The organism is Heyndrickxia sp. FW510-T9 (assembly GCF_058781025.1).
Map to the genome: position 1 here is coordinate 14,252 of NZ_JBYSWK010000022.1, position 17,404 is coordinate 31,655.

The window sequence follows — 17,404 nt, forward strand, 5'->3', positions numbered from 1 at the left end:
GAGTTTGACTTCGCGGTTCCACCTCAGTTTGCTCATTGATCACTCAATAAGCCTCATCAGGTACGGCTATTTTGCGATACCCTATCCCTGTAACGGAGGAAACCGTCGTAGCATCCCTAGTATGTACCTAGTTCCGTACGAAGCTCAGAGGCTTTTTTCAATTAGAATTTCCATCCCTCTTTTCACCAGCCGAGGGTCTCTGTAATGTTCCTTCTAATTTACTTGTCTCTTCATCGCTCAATAGTTATTAGAAATGATAATAACAAATTCATTTATCATTTTCAACGATAAAATTCAAATATATGAACTTTCTGGTTACAGTGGTGCTCAAATTCATTTCCTATTTAAGATTCCCAAATAAGCACTCCATGGTCCGACATCCACTCGATACCTTTCAGCCATTATACGTACAATTTGCCTGATATGCGTTAGATCATGAACTACCCATGTGGATAATAATTCACGTAATTTCACCTGACCGAATTCAGGATGTAGACCCTTTAATTCGAAATGTATTTCAGGATTAATTAGATTCTTTAGCTTTGTTATATTTTGAGTCCTGATGGATTTAAACTCCAGTAATATTTCTTCTAACGTCTTTTCCTTTTTATCATTTAAATGCGAAAAACGATCAAAAGGAGGAAATACTTGATCTTGACCTTCCTGAATAATCCATTCTAATCTTGGTATCCAGTTATTTTTTTCAGCTTCAATTAGATGTAGCACCACTTCCCTAGCATTCCAAGTATCTTTACCCTCATTACATTGCAACCATCCTTCAGACAAACCGGATAAAAAAAACTCTAACGTTTGTGGTGTTCGCTCCAATATTTCAATTGCCTCTTCAAAATTTAGATTCATAACTTATCCCCTTTTGTAAATTATTCTAATTAAAATAAATGATTCCTGCAATCACCAAAGCTAAAACTCCAACTAACCCAAATAGAAGACCACTATTCACTCTTTGATTTCTATTTTTTGGTGTTTCTGAATAAAAATTTGCTCGTTGTCTGTCTCCATCCGTCCATGCTCCTATGAAAATTCCAGAAATAAAAACACAAATGAGTCCTACAACTAGAAAAAAGTAAAACAAGCTAATCTCCTCCCCTTTTGTAGTCTTTTATAATGTATACGCAATGGGATTAACCTAGTTTCATATATAATCAAAAGGAAGATAACTTAAACAATAGAATTTTCTTTGTACTTCTAGTACTGAAAACTCTCCAATGTTTCTTCACCAGAAACCATATCTTTAACCTTGAAATGATTGTTTTTTACCTCGGTATCCCCGATGATAATCACATTGCGAATTTTTTCCTTGTTTGCCTTATCTAAAGCTTTGCCTAGCTTTTTGTTTCCCAATTCCAATTCAACTTTATAACCTTTATTTCTTAAATACGTAGCTACCAATAAGGCTTCTTTTTGGGTATTAATTGGAATGATGTAAAAATCAACATTGGAGTTTTCCAACACTTTTTCAGGGAACATATTCATTGCTGTATAAATGACATCTAGCCCAAATGATATTCCAACCGTAGAAAACCTTTTATCCGATCCGATTAATCCTCCAATAGCATTGTCATATCTTCCACCGCTACCAATACTTGATTTCATTGTTTTGTCTGATAAAAATATTTCATATATTGTCCCAGTATAGATTTCTAATCCTCTCGCCAAAAATGGATTGAATTCACATTGTTTATTGATTCCTAGGAAATCCAAATATGATTCAAGCTCAATTAGTTCTTGTAGTCCCTGCTTAACTTGATCATTTCGGCTAAAAAAAGGCTCAAAATAACGAATTTCCGTATTATTTTTATCAACTAAAAACTGTTTAATTAATTTGATAATATCAGATGGAATATTTAGATCGGATAGTTCTGCAATAACAGAATCCAAACCAACTTTTTCAAGCTTATCTAAGATTAATACGGTTCTATTCAACTTGTCTGCAGGGGTTTCAAAGGCTGCAAGCATACCCACCAACAGTTTTCTGTTGTTATATTGAATGGTTACATTTAAATCCAGTTTTTGAAAAGCATCTAATGCCATCATCATTAATTCCGCTTCAGCAATTTGTGATTCTACTCCAACCATATCGACATCGCATTGAGTAAATTCACGGAATCTTCCTGTTTTTATTGGACCATCCCTGAAAACTTTCCCAATTTCATATCTTTTAAAAGGCATCGCTAACGTTGGATTCATTGCAACTACTTTTGCAAATGGAATGGTAAGGTCATACCTTAATGCTAAATCTCTATTTCCTCTGTCTGTTAATGTATACATTTCCTCCAATATTTCTGCACCACCACCATACTTTGATGCCATTAAATCAGTATAGTTTAAAATAGGTGTTTCTAACGGCTTGCATCCGTATTGAATAAAAACGTCTTCCAAGGTTCTTCTAATTTTTCTTCGTACTGCTTCCTCATTTGGTAAATAATCCTGAGTTCCTTTAACATTTTGATAGTCCATTTTTTTCATTATTCTTACCTCCATTTTTTAAATATAAAAAACCGCATTTGATTAATTATCGAAAATTTAATCAATGCGGTTTCATGAGAAATAGCCTTCCAATATGACGATTTTTAAAAATCGAATAGCAAGGCTACTTGATATGATGATGAAATTGGGTCATGAATATATTAATACTTAGCATTTTTCCCACCTCTAATTTCCAATTAATGTAGCACAAAATGTAATGCTTTTCAATAGATTATTATTTTGGATACAAAAATTAGTAAAGAGAAAGTAGTCCTATTATTTTTTTCTGCCAATATATAATAAGTGAGAGGATATACCAAGTAGATACGGATCGTTTGCTTTTTGGATAAATAATTTTATCATTTTTTCCACTTCGTCTTCCCCATTATCACTCCAATACTTCCAGTTCTCATTATTTAAGATTGCCCCAATATTAGAACTTATTAATTCTAAACTTTCAAATCCATGTGATTCCATAAATGGCTGGATATCTGCAATATTAAAATAATAAGCTCCAGTAAACCGACCTTCATCCTGATGATTAAAGCAACCTGTTTGAGAAAAACGAAGAATATTCTCCATGTTGTCATTTGGTTTCCAATTTTCCGGATAAAGTAGCGAAGTTAATATGTGTCTAATTCTTGGCATAAAGACAACAAATACGAAACCATTCGTTTTGGTCACTCTATGTAATTCTTTTACCGCTTCATTTCGATCATGTTCATCTTGCAAATGATATAAAGGACCGAGCATTAAGGATGCATCAAATTGTTCATCCGAAAAAATAGAAAGATTACGGGCATCAGCTGTAAAAAACCCGTTAAATCGTTCTTTTAATCCTAGCTCCATTGCTTTTTTTTCAGCAATCTGAACTAGATTAGCAGTTAAATCTGTAAGTGTTACTTTATAACCGCTTTTAGCTAATTTCATAGAGTATTTTCCGGGTCCGGCACCATTATCAAGAATATTACCAGCTGGTGGCAAATATTTTTTAATAAAATGCCAATTTACAAGAAATTCAATCGGCTCCCTATCCAATCTTCCCCATTCATCAAATTGATTGTAATAGTTTATTATTTTATCCATGCCCTTCACTCTTTCTGCTTTTAAAATGTCACAAAAAAAGGATGCTCGCTTAAGTTTAAACTTTTCAAAATTCTATCTATAAAAGTCGGCCATGTTACCATCTTTAATGCTTCTTCAATCGTGAAGAAGCCAACCTCTAAGCTCTCACTGGAGGTTTGCAGTTCCCCACCAATGGCTCTACCTAGCCAACAAGTTGCACAAACATTTGCTTGTAAATTTTGATAGATGCCGCAAAACTTTGTTACTTCAATTTCGATCCCAGTTTCTTCCTTTACTTCCCTTTTTACCGCTACTTCTATGGATTCACCTATTTCAACTTGTCCACCCGGTTGCTCCCAACCCCTCTTTGGCCCGCGAATAAGCAAAATCTTCCCTTCATCGTTTAGAACAACTGCACTAGCCGACACAAAATGTTTAGATTCGCTCAAGTTTATCCATCCTTCCTTATAGGAATTGAAGAAGCGGGATTGAAATTAATCCATTATTGTTTCCTTATTCGGATTTCTCAAATACTCAAACATCATTTTGATTTGAGACTTTGTATTTCTTGCCACAGAAAGTTCTGGAAAATTGTCCTCATTGAAAAAGCGAATATCCTTGGTCTCAATGCCGGTTTTCGCCTTGCCGCCAATAATTTCACACTGAATAAAAATTTTATAATAATGAAATCCCAGGGGCGGATGCCCATGTTTTCTCATATCAAACAATGCAAGTAATTTGGTGGGTATAACGTTATAGCCTGCTTCTTCCTTAATTTCTTTTACAATATTTTCTTTAGCTGATAACCCTACTTCACAAAATCCTCCTGGCAAAGCCCATTTATCATCGATCTTTTCCCTAACCATCAGGATTTTATTATCATGAAACACAACTCCACGCACATCTACTTTCGGTGTAGGGTAACCTGTTTCATTTAAAAATATTTCCTTAACTTTCTCCATCTCATGATCTGTATACTTTTCTAATATTTCAGCACTGATATTACTTAATTCTTCATATCGTTCTTTATCAAATTCATTGGTAGAATAGGTTAGACCTGCTTGAGAAATTGCCTGTAATCTTTGTGCCCAATCCAGCCACTTATATTGAATGATAAACACCACCGTATTTCTCGACATCATTATGTGAAATGTTGGAATCCTGTAAAGCAATCCTTGCACCTAGTGATTGAAAGGCTTCTACTACATTTTCGTACCCGCGTTCTATATGATGTACACCAGTTATGGTTGTCTGACCTTCTGCCGCCAAACCTGCAAGAATCAAACAGATTCCTGCCCGAATATCAGATGCGTGAACCACAGAGCCTTTTAAAGAAGTTTTTCCTTTTATAAAGGCAACACCTGAACGTACTTTAATATCTGCTCCCATCCTTACTAATTGAGGAACATGATTAAAACGATTAGGATATATTTTTTCACTTACGATACTCTTCCCACTTGCTTGTGTGAGCAGAGCAGTCATTGGCTGCTGGATATCAGTTGGAAATCCAGGATACATAGCTGTTCGAATTCTAGTAGATTGAATGTTTCCATTTGAATATGAAGTAACAGAATTACCGTCAACCATGAATTCAAAACCAATCTCTTGTAATTTCGACATACAAGTCTTTAAGTGTTCTGGAACAACATCTTGTACTGTAACAGTTCCACCCGCAATTCCAGCAGAAATTAAAAAAGCTCCAGCAATCAAACGATCCGGTATAACCGTATGTGTACAGCCATTTAAATGAGAGACCCCAGTAATACGAATGGTATCTGTTCCGGCACCGCTAATTTTTGCTCCCATTTCATTTAGAAGCATTGCTGTATCCACTACCTCTGGATCACGTGCCGAGTTTAATAATGTTGTAGTCCCTTTTGCGCGAACAGCTGCTAACATGCTGTTGATGGTTGCCCCGGACGTAATAGTGTCGAAATAGATGGTGCTACCTGTTAATTCTGCTGCTTCCACTTCATAATAATCCTCATGAAAAGTAAATTTCGCACCCATTTTTTCTAATGCCTTTACATGTTGATCAATTGGCCTGCTGACAAAATTATCCCCGCCTGGATAGCCAAGTGAGACTTTTCCGAATTTGGAAAGTAATGCACCAATAAAATAATACGCCGTCCTGAAGTCAGATGACTTTTTGGGATCTAAGCATGTATGTACCATTCTATCTGACTTGATATGAACGGCATCTAATGAATCTCGATATATTTCAAGTCCCATTTCTTCACCTATCTCACAAATCACTCGATAATCCCCTATATTCGGAATCCCTATTAATTTAACTGGTTCATCAGCTATGCAAGCTGCAGCAAGCAAAGCTAGAGAGCTATTTTTGGATCCTGGTATTTTTACACTTCCCTGCAATTGTGGTGTTTGTTCTATTTTAAGCCATTTCATTATCTACACTCTCCGTTTCTTTTTCATCGGCAAAAACAATCTCTATATGTTTCCTTTTCATTTCTTGAATGGGTATATCCGGAGCACCTTGATCCGTAATCAATAAATCCATTGATTCTATGGGAACAGACGTGACAAACATTCTGTGCCCCAACTTTTCATGCGGAGCTAAGCAAATATTTTTACGTGAAGCTTCCGAAACCGCACGAATAAAGGAAGCTCCTTCTGGCGTCGACATACTGATGCCATCAGAGTCGATGCCACCACCTGTTAAAAAACTTATATCCAACGTAAATTTACGTATCATTTCAATTGCTAATGTATCAATCATGCTTCCAGCTGATTCATCTCTTAACTTCCCACCTATTAAGTAGGAGGTTATATTTTCTTGTTTCCTAATAAATTCAGCAATTTTTATGGAGTTTGTTATAACAGTAAACGGAAAATTAGATGGGAGATATTTTAACATTCCAAATTGAATTCCTGCTCCACCAATAAAAATCGTATCATGAATCTTAATAAATGAAGCAGCAAATTTCGAAATTGCATTTTGATGAGGCGATCCCGTACCGTACCTAGTTGATTCCGGTTGTGGCAGTGTACGGACCTTTGGAATTGGGGTATTTTCAATCGCACCACCATATGTTTTTTGAAGTAAGCCTTGTTCTTCCATAATGGTGAGATCTCTTCGGATAGTATCAATCGATATCTCAAACATCTCAGCAAGATCTTTGGCAATGATGCGACCTTCCTTTTGAATTATCTCTAATATCTTTTTTCTCCGTTCCTCTGCTAACATATTAACTTCCTTTCTGTCTATAAAGAAGCAATTATTAATTTTATCTTATTCTGTTTGATTCATTATTGTCAATTCAATATTGCATTATTTTTCGTTTTTGTTCATTATTCTTCGTCATCATTCCTAATTTTGCATATCGAACAACTTTATGTAAATTTTCTACACAAAAAATCGATTCCTCATACAAAGGAATCACGACTTATTCATTATTCATAATTTTATTTATGAAATAGAAAAATTTTCCGTAACAAATAGGAATATATGATCATCTACTACAACTCTATCAATTTCAACCAAAATATTGTACTCCATTTGGTCTTTAATTAATATTACGAAAACAAAATCATTTAGTTTCAATTATTCGTTCCTTTTAAAAAAAAAATGCAATCTGCTTTTACAGATTGCATAGTACCTATCCTTTCAGTAACGTTATAAAATCCTCTAATTTTGATAATGATATTAGATTTTCATTACATTTCATACTATCTTGACAAATATAATTGCCTCTTCTGATATAAGTTCCTTGAACAGCACCCTTTGTTTCTGACATAAATAAGCCTACTTGCGAATGGCGATTGCAAAGCATACAAACTCCTTTTTTAGATGTTGGAGTAAAATTTCCATGTAGCCCGATAAGTTTATCATGGTGTGGAGCAATCATAAATTTTTTATTAGTACCTTTATCATCCCATCCAAGATACGTTAATTCCTGGAAGTCAATATCCTTCAATGACGGCAACTTTAACTTTTTAGCTTTAGGAAATAATTTTTTCAGCGTTTGGTCGGTTACTTTTTTAAATGGTATGACGTAGGGCTTTAAGTTATCCAAATATAGTTCCGCATAAGCGGTGTCAACCACTTCGATGATGGATTGTATGAGCTGTTTTTGTTCAATGTTTATATCGGAAAAAAGATCGGACACTTTATCTAATGACAATGATTTAAGAGCACTCAGCACATGCATGTCGTTTACACTTTTATGCCCATTTAACAGAATTTGTGTTTGTGCTTTTATATAATGATACTGATCTACTCGAATAAATGGTTCCATCTTATATACCTCCTAACTACTCCTTTTACTTTAAGCGATCAGGTTGATAATATATATGTAGAGAATGATTGAAAAAATTTTTTACATAAAAAAGCGCTGAGGACCTCAGCGCTTTGAGTATACGATTTTTTTAATTGTTTCAACCGAGAGAAAATATTCATCTGCCAAATCTTGAACAGACTTTCCATAACCAAATGCGGCTTTAATCTCATCATTCCTCTTATCGATGATTTTTCTACCACCGGATTTAGTTCCCCATTTTTTTCGGGTAGATTCCGTTGTTGGGATATATATCGTTTCTCCCTGTATATATTTTTGAATTTCCATAATAAGCTTCTCCGGTAAAACCGTACTTGCTTTTACATATTTCAATTTAGCCAGCCCCTTATTTAATTTGTAGCAAATAAGGTGCAAAGCCTTTATAAAAATGGCGAAAATTATTTGTTTTGCCCCATGCAAAGAATCGCCTTTTCCATTATAGGCTTTGCATGAGTAGCTGAAGTATTAGGCAACAAGATTGTATTTGCCATTTATATACCTCCTTTGTTACCACTAATTTTAGTTACATTATTATTATACTTATAATTAATCTTAATTGCTATGTTTAGTTACCATTTATTCACAAGTATCCTTATTTGCTAGATAAGTATGTTGGTCTTCTAAGCGAACATTGACTTGCATGTTCCTGAATACTTGGATCAAAAAAGCTTAACTTTTTAATGAAATAGCAAGTTTCCGGAAAATGATGTTCTAAAAATCTCAAAGTTGTTTTATTTAAAATTTTATTTTCCTTATACTTTGTAACTATATTGTATATATATCGACACATATCCAAGGTTGTTTGCCCAACCTCATGCCCAAATTCTTGTTGCCATGCAAATCCAGGTTCTTTAAATCTTAAATAGCCTTTTAGATGGTGATTTTGAACAATGAATACTTGATATTTACTTATATATCCTTCTATTACCTTTATTGGAATAACTTCTATTGGATCGACTAAATTTCTAAATAAAACTGCATGACTTAATTGGTCTTCTAACCATAAATCCATAAGGTTTACTAAAGAAAGCGGTTCAGGCTCCACTCCTTGGACTAAGTAATTTAAAATACGTAAGTATTCCTGATTCTCAGCCAATGTTCCGTTTAAATACGTTGGGGATAAATTTAAATTAACATTATTATCGATTCTAAGAGATTGAAGCCTTCCTTCAAATTCAAAATATCCTCTAGAGACTTGCCAAGATTGCTTCGAGAACTCAATCATTAATTCATCTGCAGAGTTACGTGTTTTAGGAATATTTTTTAACATCCCAAGTAAATTTCCAAATAATTGAATATACTGTTGTGCCGTTTGCACATATTCAACCTCGCTCACGGATAGATGATCCCTTACAAAAAAAGCGTGATCCTGCAAAACCTCTAGCCAAAAAAAATGCTCCTCCCAAATAGATATCAACTTTTTAGTCACACCCTTATCCCTCCTTTGCCATTTATATAAAATACGATAACAAGAAGTAAGAAATGATTGATATTAAACAATCTCACATAACTGAAAGGATAATAGGAAAAATAATGAAGAAAAGCCCGTATCATAAGATAACGGGCTTTCTTATTGCAGTATAAAGAAACAATTAATTATGGAGCCATTCTTGACATTGAAAGGTTAACTGTTGCAGCTCTTTAACAAATACACCAGCATGATATCCATCACAAACAGCATGATGCAATTGCAGAGAAACTGGTAACCATATTTTGTCTTCCTGATAAAAATATTTTCCTCCAGTAATGATGGGCAATAAATAATCATTATCATGATGAATATTTAAATTGAAACCTGTAAAACTTACCCAAGGTATACTCGAAATATAGAATGTATTTTCAGGGGTGTTCTCCTTTGTTTCAAGTCCTTTTAAATCACCGTAATAATCAATATCAATTTGATAATTTTTATAAAAAGTAGAAAATTTATCGTTAAAGTTAGTCCAAATGCTTGAGAATGTTTTGCTATCCTGATGAAAAATGGTATAACTCGGAACCATTTGATCCCAATAACCCAAAACACCATATTCGTTAAAACAAGTTCGAAATTCTTTGTAAGAATTGACTGTTTTACTTATCATGTAAATAAAAGCAGGATATAGCTTTAACCCTTTATTACGCAGCTGTTCCAGTAATATCGTAATGTCAATATTTGCTGAAATACTATAATTGCATTTTTGATGTAAATAATGATCAAAATAGAGCTGTCTATCCCAGTTCTTTCGATCAATTGTATGAAATTTCATTTTTTAATACCTCCTAAAATTAATATATGATTTTAAGAGGCTAATTTATCTGCTTTCACCATTTATCTCACCCTTTCTTAAATAATTCTTTATTGGTAACACCGTATATTTATCTACCTATCTCATGAAATTTTCTTCTTGTCATCAACCATGTATCGTTCACTAGATAAGTTAGTCGTTTAGCAATTCTACTTTCAATATAGCTTACAGCAAATATACTTAACTCATATGTTCAAATAAATTGATTTATATCTGGCTTTGGAAATTTAAGCATTATTAATCTTTTCATTCTATTAAAACTGAACATTATCCTTTAATTTTATCTAAGAAATTGCATTAAACCATGTGGAAAGTCTCTAAATGGCTGTTCCAATAATTGATAGAAAACATAATAGCTATCACGTTTAGTCGTTATTACCCCTGCATCCCTAAGTTGTTTTAAATGTTTGGAGATTGCCCCCTCTGTCACTCCAATTAATCCAGCTAACTCACTAGTGGAACGTGGTTTCCCTGCTAAATATTTCAAAATTTGCAGTCTGGTGAAATCACCAACTGCCCGCAAAAATTTTATGAGGTCCTCAGGAGGAATTGGCATTGCTGCTTCAAGCTGATTTTCCATTATCGAATAATTAATACCTATTGGTTTATTACGTTTTACAAATAAATGTGGCCAAGCAAAATACGTAGGGGTTAAAAATAATTCGTCTGTTTCATCGAAATAAATGACATCTTTGGTTATTCTTCTTATTACTGCTTTATTTTCACTTGAATAAACATCGATTTCCGGAGAAAGGGTTGATAACAATTGCAATGGTCCATCCTTTAATAATGTCCGTCCCCTTAAAGATATGTCTTTTACAAAGAGTTCTTCTATCCTTGGCCATTCATCCTTCATACAGACGTTCCAAAATTCATCTAGCATTTTAATAAAACGCTTTCGGCTTTTCTCTGGATGATCCAAAAACTCATTTATCACATTTTCGGATTCAGGATACTTTTTCATGGCGATTTCAAAGAAAGCTTGTTCAGAATTTGAAATATTAAATTCATTCGCTACTTTATCGTTCATAATAATTCCAATTACTGTTCTAGAATAAAAGTCAATCGGTTTACGGACGAATTGATCAAGTTCACGTTCAAATGTAGTAAAAGAAGTATCGCCTTGATTGTCCCAAAATGTAACAATGGGTCTCTTGTAAAAAATACTAAACAATTCAATTTCTTCTTTCAGAGCTGAATTGACCTTTTTCCGTGCATTCAATACCCACGGAATATGTAAAGGATGGTGCTTGCAATCGACAAACACATGAAGAGCTAGAAGTGTTTCATGAGCAGCGGAATATCCAAAAGCAATTTGCTCCGCTGAAAAATTTGAAAAACGTAAAGTAAAGGACATCGTAAACACCTCGAACTGATTTACTTATTACTCAATAAGTAGTTTTGATTATTACCAACATCATATAATAGGTTCATATACTAAACAAATGAAAATTTAAGAGGGTGAATCAATGATGAAAATGGAATTCTCCAGTAAACATTTTACGCTTGAAGAAGTAAAAGATGGCATTTACACAGCGATAGCAAAGGACGGAGGAGGGGCTGTAGGCAATGCAGGTTTTATTGATTTAGGAGATCAAACAATTGTATTTGACACTTTTAACACACAACAAGCTGCGGAGGAATTAAAGCAAATTGCAAGAAAGATAACCGGCCAACCTATTACATGTGTGATCAATAGTCATTGGCATGGAGATCATATTCGTGGTAATCAAGTGTTCAAAGATAGCCGTATTTTTTCCAGCCATACAACATTTGAAAAAATGAAAGAGTTTCAACCTGAAAGAATTTCAAAGCAAAAAAAGGATATTGATGGTCTTTCACAATATATTATTTCATTAATAGAACAAAACTCTTCAGATGATGACATTCAGTTAGCGAATCAAATTAGCTTCTTAAAAGAAATCGAATTTTCATTGCCAACTTTAGAGCTAGTTCTGCCGCAGCAAACTTTCAAAGAGAAAATCACTTTTCATGGAACCAAAAGATGTGCAAAACTATTTACATTAGGTGGGGGACATTCCTTCTGTGATGCAATGCTTTATCTTCCCGACGATAAAGTGATTTTCATGGGGGATTTATTATTTGTTGATACACATCCATCACTATTTGAGGAATCTAATCCTGATAAATGGGTTCATATTTTAAACAAAATTACAAGCCTAGATATTGATATTGCCATTCCTGGACATGGACCAGTCGGAACAATGCACAATATTATTCAGTTAATAGATTATTTTAATAAAATACGTGAAGTTGCAACTGAAATAATTAATTTAGACGCCATAAATATACCTGCTAAATATCAAATGTGGTCTTCTCCGGATAGCTATAAACAGAGTGTAAAAATACTGAAAGATCGTTTTTTATCTATGGAGTCTAATTGATACGCAAATTTTTTATAAAAAATTCGTAATAAACGTATGAAGTCTATAATCCTTCATACGTTTTTGTACCTTTTTTTTATAACTAGACAATCTTAAAAATTAATTTTTATATCCTAATACTTTCCCAATAATATTAATTAATGCTATTTTCTTGGTTTAAACTTATACAAAACTAAAAACAAACCAATAATGAAACAAATAAATCCACCTAAACCAGCAGTTATCAATGAAAATTGTTTTGAAAAGAATAATTTCCCTATTGTTAGGAAAATTATAAACGCCCAACCAATAAGATTTATAATTCGCGTTTTTGTCATATTTTCCATTCCTGACTTTTTCTGATTTTTAATATCTTGTTAAACCTGCCTTGTTAGGAGTTACCGTTTATTTAACACATGTGATTTACTTCTTAAGAATCATAATTGCTGAGTCTATCTACCAAGCTTCCTGTTCACTCATAACCAACCAAATCCGCTAACCAAGTTAAAACCCAAATTAGGGCTACGATAACGCTATTTTCGATATTACTAGGACAGACCTTTCTACTAATGTATCACACACGCTCCCCATGCTTATCAAATAAAACAGTTCCATCCTTCATCGTAATCATTCGATTTGCCTTTGCAGCAAGCTTTGGGTCATGGGTTACGAAAAATACTCCACAACCTTCCTGTTGATTAAGCTCTTGAATCAATTCGAAGATTCTATCTCCTGTTTCTGAATCAAGATTTCCAGTAGGTTCATCAGCAAGAAGCCAATCTGGTTTGTGAACAATAGCGCGAGCAATAGCAATTCGCTGTTGCTGTCCACCCGAAAGCTGAGAAGGTAAAGAGTTTTCTTTATCAGCAAGGCCAACCTGTGCCAATACTTCTTTTGCGCGTTCCACTTTGTTATAGGAAACTTTTCGTGCAAATAATGGTGAGAGGACGTTTTCAAGGGCAGTTAAAGTAGGTAAGAGGTGAAATTGTTGAAAAATAAATCCTATATTTTCAAAACGAAAATCTGCGATACTTTTTTTATTTTTCACCATAATATCTTCCCCATCATACAAAATCTTCCCAGATGTAGGAGAATCAAGAGTTCCTAGTAAACTAAGTAATGTTGACTTGCCTGATCCAGATGGCCCAACAATCGAGGTAAACTCCCCTTTTGTAAAGTTTAAATTAATATTTTGGACAGCATTTGTCGTTATACCGTCACCTGCATAAGATTTTCCAACATCAAGACATTCTATTTTTGATGACATATTAGACCCCTCTATCTCTATAAATTTTAATTATCAATATATTCATAATATTACACAAATCAATAAATATTGTAAATATGTTACAGAGATGTTTGTAATAATGCTATTACCAATATTTGGGGATATACTTATAAAACTATCATAAGCTACCCATTACATCCTGCTAGATAAAAATTGGACGATCTTCTTCCACTTTGTTGTTATTCGGCATATCTAAGACTTGTAGAAATTTGAGGAGCTAATTTCACCTGTTCAAGAAGATCAATTGAAAATCTATTTTTAACACAAAAAAGCTCTACTCCATCATGAAGTAAAGCTTGTAGATTATTATTGTATATTCCCTTTAGTGAATATCCTTCTTTTTAAAATTCCCTCCGCGCACATCGGCAATATCTCCAAATGCCAAGAATGCTTTATCATCAAAATCCTCCACAATCGTTTTTAATTTCGCTTCTTCCAAACGGTTGATGATACAAAATATCACTTGTTTCTCATCTTCTGTAAAGGCACCTTCGCCTTTTAAATATGTAACCCCTCTTCCTAATCTCGCCAAGATGGCGTCACCAATTTCCTTATAATTATCGCTAATAATCCAAACTTGTTTCGATTGGTCCAGACCTTGAACGACGACATCAATTGTTTTCGTAGCAATAATATAGGCGATGATGGAATACATAGCCCGATTCCAGTCAAAAACAAATCCAGCAATTGCTAATATGAATACATTGACGAACATGATGATTTCTCCAACCGAAAATGGTAGCTTTTTGTTCACAAGGATAGCAAGTATTTCTGTTCCATCCATAGCACCACCAAAACGAATAACGATTCCTACTCCAGTACCAATAACCAACCCGCCAAATATGGTAGCTAATAAGATATCTTGCGTAAAAGCAGGTACTGGTGTAAATAAAGCTGTAAAAAATGATAATACTGCGATTCCGAATAAAGTGGAAATTGCGAACGTTTTTCCAATTTGTTTGCGGCCGATAAAAATGAAGGGGAGATTTAAAATGAATAAAAATACACCAAGAGGTATTCCTGTTATATGGGCTAACATAATAGAAATCCCTGTTATTCCGCCATCAATAACACTATTTGGAACTAGGAAAATTTCTAATCCAATTGCTGCAATAATTCCGCCAATTAGAATGGCGATACCACGTTGCAAAACCTTTCTTTTTTTCAATCTTTTGTGTGTATACTTCGATAATTCACTATTTGTCATTTACACTACTCCCTCTAATGATTTGGCTTTTTTCGTATAATTTGTTGTTTAAATTACATTCATATACAAACTGTTATCTGATCAACTTATGTATGTTTCATTTATAAAGATAGTATTTACTGTATAATTTTAATACTTAATACATCAAAGTATACGATAAGAGCCATTCTTATTTATTAAAATTATAACAAAAAATCCACAAACATAAAAAAATAAAGCCTTTTCCATATGAATGGAAAAGGGTTCTTACAATGGGAATCTTTCATTTAAAGATTTTCTATATTGACTAATAAGCGTTTGAATCGCCGCTTGAACTTCTTTATAACCGGTAATTCGGCATATATTGGATTTCATCCAGTCATCAATAGTCTCTTTATTTACTTGAGAAGCACTTGACTGTTTACAATAAGTCTAGGTGTACAAAAACCGCATTGGTACGCAGAGTGTGCGGTAAATCATCTAGTATTAGACTGTGGTGCAACCCTTCAATGATCATTATTTCTTTTTCGTTAATCTCAATCTCTTGTTTTTATCCAAACTGTCCTTTTGACTGCTTCTAAAGGACATTTTCTCTCTTTTTTTCCGAAACTGTCCTTTTGAACTCCTCTAAAGGACATCTTCTCTCATTATTTTCAAGAACTGTCCTTTTGAACACCTCTAAAGGACAGTTTTGACAACTATTCTATATAAACAGTCCTTTAACCAATCACATCTAGCAAAAATAACAATCTCTTAAAACACTGGTGTCAGTGGCTTTTCACCATTTAACACTTGTATGATATTTTTCGCTGTTAATTCTGCCATCGCATTTCGAGCTTCAATCGTTGCATTTCCGATATGAGGAGTCAGAACAACATTCTGCATTTGCTTTAGTTCCTCTGTAATGGACGGTTCAAATTCAAAAACGTCAAGTGCTGCACCTGCAATTATTTTATTTTGCAAAGCGGCAACAAGATCACATTCTTTAACAACAGCTCCGCGTGAAACATTTACAAGAAATGAATCCTTTTTCATCTTTTCCAATTGGCTTAACGTAATTAAGTGATGTGTGGATGCATTATATGGTACATGGATTGAAACAATGTCAGATTGGTGAAGCAGTTCATCCAACGAAACATAAGTTGCATCACATACGTCTTCTATTTCACGACTTTTGCTCCTTGGTGATGTATAAATAATATTCATTCCGAAAGCTTTTGCTCTTTTCGCAACAGCTTGTCCAATACTTCCAAGTCCAATAATTCCTAAAGTTTTATGTGATAATTCCCTTCCAAGAAAGAAAAGTGGTGCCCAGCCATTAAAACCTACAGTCCGGCAAAGTTGATCTCCTTCTGGTATTCTTCTCGTAACAGCTAAGATAATGCCTAGTGTCAATTCCGCTGTTGCCTCTGTCGATACTCCTGGTGCATTTGTAACCACAATATTGTTTTCTTTTGCATATGGAACATCAATATTATTAAATCCAGCTCCAAAGTTTGCAATGATTTTTAAGTTTTTTGCTTTTTCAAGGACAGTTCTTGTAACAGGAGTGGATAGCGGACAAAGAAGTGCATCTGCATACACTATTTTTTCTCCTAATTCTTCTTGCGTTATAAGCTCCGTTCCTTTGTAAATTTCAACTTCATGTTCTTTTAATAAATCATATCCGATTTTCGGTATTTCCCCTGATATATAAATTTTCACCATGTTCCACCCTTTTCTCATTAAAAAAACCGCAAAAAAATGCGGTATTTTTTAACTATAATAGTAACGTTTTCACAAATCCTTATCAATAAATTGTATTAGAACTTTTTCACTTTTATCGGGCTAATCATAAGAATAGCTAGAATTAAAACAATCCAGGTATTTGTATACATGAAAAACTCCATTCCTGCAACAATTAATCCTGCTAGTGTGATGGGGATGCCGATAAAATGGCCAACTGTAGGTTTTGCACTGAATCGAGCCAGTCTTAACGATCCAAATATTGGAAAAAGAATAAAAGCTATCTGAGTAAAAATAGAATGGGGTGTTATCGAATGAAAAATGATAGCTGGAGCTACTCCAAAGCTTACCACATCTGCAAGAGAATCAAGTTCAACTCCAAATTCACTGTTAACTTTAAGCTTGCGAGCTACTCGCCCATCAAATAAATCTAAAAATGCAGCCAAATAAATAACTAAAGCAGCTTCACTTGTAAACCCTTCCATATTCAAAGTGATTGCGCTGACTCCGCAAATTAAATTGCCTATCGTAAATAAATTTGGCAGCGACCTTAATATCAATTGAAACAAAACGGTACCACCTTTCCTACAAAACAGCTACGTACTACTATTGTTCTATGATGTTCAGTATTGTATTCACCAGCAAAATAAATTCGAATGATTTAAGTAACAATAAAAGTGTAAGAA

At 34.0% G+C, this 17,404-nt stretch carries 18 protein-coding genes and 1 other annotated feature (1 of these 19 only partly in view); of the genes, 1 reads left to right on the forward strand and 17 read right to left on the reverse strand.

Annotated features, from left to right (window positions below; all coding sequences use genetic code 11):
- Positions 1–243 (reverse strand) — a binding site (T-box leader); it reaches 11 nt to the left of the window's first position.
- Positions 244–333: 90 nt separating this feature from the next.
- The 13 genes from AC3WJF_RS12610 to AC3WJF_RS12670 form a co-directional block, all read right to left on the reverse strand.
- Positions 334–861: a DinB family protein gene (locus tag AC3WJF_RS12610; RefSeq protein ID WP_492452672.1), complete on the reverse strand. Its 528-nt coding sequence runs from the start codon at positions 859–861 to the stop codon at positions 334–336.
- A 25-nt stretch (positions 862–886) separates the two neighbouring features.
- Positions 887–1,093 (reverse strand): DUF5316 family protein, encoded by a 207-nt coding sequence (locus tag AC3WJF_RS12615; protein WP_492452674.1) that lies wholly within the window; start codon positions 1,091–1,093, stop codon positions 887–889.
- Between the two features lie 113 nt (positions 1,094–1,206).
- A complete protein-coding gene (locus AC3WJF_RS12620) occupies positions 1,207–2,487 on the reverse strand; it encodes a histidine--tRNA ligase (protein WP_492452676.1) in 1,281 nt (426 codons plus the stop codon).
- 276 nt (positions 2,488–2,763) lie between these two features.
- Positions 2,764–3,573, reverse strand: coding sequence for a class I SAM-dependent methyltransferase (locus AC3WJF_RS12625; RefSeq protein WP_492452678.1), 810 nt, complete (start codon positions 3,571–3,573; stop codon positions 2,764–2,766).
- Positions 3,574–3,593: 20 nt separating this feature from the next.
- Positions 3,594–4,001: an NUDIX hydrolase gene (locus tag AC3WJF_RS12630; protein ID WP_492452680.1), complete on the reverse strand. Its 408-nt coding sequence runs from the start codon at positions 3,999–4,001 to the stop codon at positions 3,594–3,596.
- A gap of 45 nt (positions 4,002–4,046) precedes the next feature.
- Positions 4,047–4,664: an NUDIX hydrolase gene (locus tag AC3WJF_RS12635; RefSeq protein ID WP_492452763.1), complete on the reverse strand. Its 618-nt coding sequence runs from the start codon at positions 4,662–4,664 to the stop codon at positions 4,047–4,049.
- Positions 4,654–5,961, reverse strand: a complete 1,308-nt coding sequence (gene murA / locus AC3WJF_RS12640; RefSeq protein ID WP_492452682.1) for a UDP-N-acetylglucosamine 1-carboxyvinyltransferase — start codon at positions 5,959–5,961, stop codon at positions 4,654–4,656. Before murA ends, AC3WJF_RS12635 begins: the two co-directional genes overlap by 11 nt.
- On the reverse strand, positions 5,948–6,760 hold the full coding sequence (locus AC3WJF_RS12645; RefSeq protein WP_492452684.1) for a DeoR/GlpR family DNA-binding transcription regulator: 813 nt from the start codon (positions 6,758–6,760) through the stop codon (positions 5,948–5,950). Before AC3WJF_RS12645 ends, murA begins: the two co-directional genes overlap by 14 nt.
- A gap of 412 nt (positions 6,761–7,172) precedes the next feature.
- Positions 7,173–7,811 (reverse strand): FusB/FusC family EF-G-binding protein, encoded by a 639-nt coding sequence (locus AC3WJF_RS12650; RefSeq protein WP_492452686.1) that lies wholly within the window; start codon positions 7,809–7,811, stop codon positions 7,173–7,175.
- Between the two features lie 105 nt (positions 7,812–7,916).
- On the reverse strand, positions 7,917–8,183 hold the full coding sequence (locus AC3WJF_RS12655; RefSeq protein WP_492452688.1) for a CD3324 family protein: 267 nt from the start codon (positions 8,181–8,183) through the stop codon (positions 7,917–7,919).
- 259 nt (positions 8,184–8,442) lie between these two features.
- Positions 8,443–9,279, reverse strand: coding sequence for a DUF2935 domain-containing protein (locus AC3WJF_RS12660; protein WP_492452690.1), 837 nt, complete (start codon positions 9,277–9,279; stop codon positions 8,443–8,445).
- Between the two features lie 163 nt (positions 9,280–9,442).
- On the reverse strand, positions 9,443–10,096 hold the full coding sequence (gene catA, locus AC3WJF_RS12665) for a type A chloramphenicol O-acetyltransferase (RefSeq protein WP_492452692.1): 654 nt from the start codon (positions 10,094–10,096) through the stop codon (positions 9,443–9,445).
- 319 nt (positions 10,097–10,415) lie between these two features.
- On the reverse strand, positions 10,416–11,492 hold the full coding sequence (locus tag AC3WJF_RS12670) for an ArsR/SmtB family transcription factor (protein ID WP_492452694.1): 1,077 nt from the start codon (positions 11,490–11,492) through the stop codon (positions 10,416–10,418).
- A 112-nt stretch (positions 11,493–11,604) separates the two neighbouring features.
- Between AC3WJF_RS12670 and AC3WJF_RS12675 the strand changes: the two genes are divergently transcribed.
- A complete protein-coding gene (locus AC3WJF_RS12675; protein WP_492452696.1) occupies positions 11,605–12,540 on the forward strand; it encodes an MBL fold metallo-hydrolase in 936 nt (311 codons plus the stop codon).
- A 553-nt stretch (positions 12,541–13,093) separates the two neighbouring features.
- Here the strand turns inward: AC3WJF_RS12675 and AC3WJF_RS12680 are convergent.
- The 4 genes from AC3WJF_RS12680 to pssA form a co-directional block, all read right to left on the reverse strand.
- The gene (locus AC3WJF_RS12680) at positions 13,094–13,786 is read right to left on the reverse strand and encodes an ABC transporter ATP-binding protein (protein ID WP_492452698.1); all 693 of its coding nucleotides are present in this window, start codon (positions 13,784–13,786) and stop codon (positions 13,094–13,096) included.
- 343 nt (positions 13,787–14,129) lie between these two features.
- Positions 14,130–15,014 (reverse strand): YitT family protein, encoded by an 885-nt coding sequence (locus AC3WJF_RS12685; RefSeq protein ID WP_492452700.1) that lies wholly within the window; start codon positions 15,012–15,014, stop codon positions 14,130–14,132.
- Positions 15,015–15,746: 732 nt separating this feature from the next.
- Positions 15,747–16,700 carry a 2-hydroxyacid dehydrogenase family protein gene (locus tag AC3WJF_RS12690; protein ID WP_492452702.1) on the reverse strand — a complete coding sequence of 318 codons (954 nt, stop codon included), beginning with the start codon at positions 16,698–16,700 and terminating at the stop codon, positions 15,747–15,749.
- Between the two features lie 95 nt (positions 16,701–16,795).
- Positions 16,796–17,287 (reverse strand): CDP-diacylglycerol--serine O-phosphatidyltransferase, encoded by a 492-nt coding sequence (gene pssA, locus AC3WJF_RS12695; protein ID WP_492452704.1) that lies wholly within the window; start codon positions 17,285–17,287, stop codon positions 16,796–16,798.
- Positions 17,288–17,404: the final 117 nt, after the last annotated feature.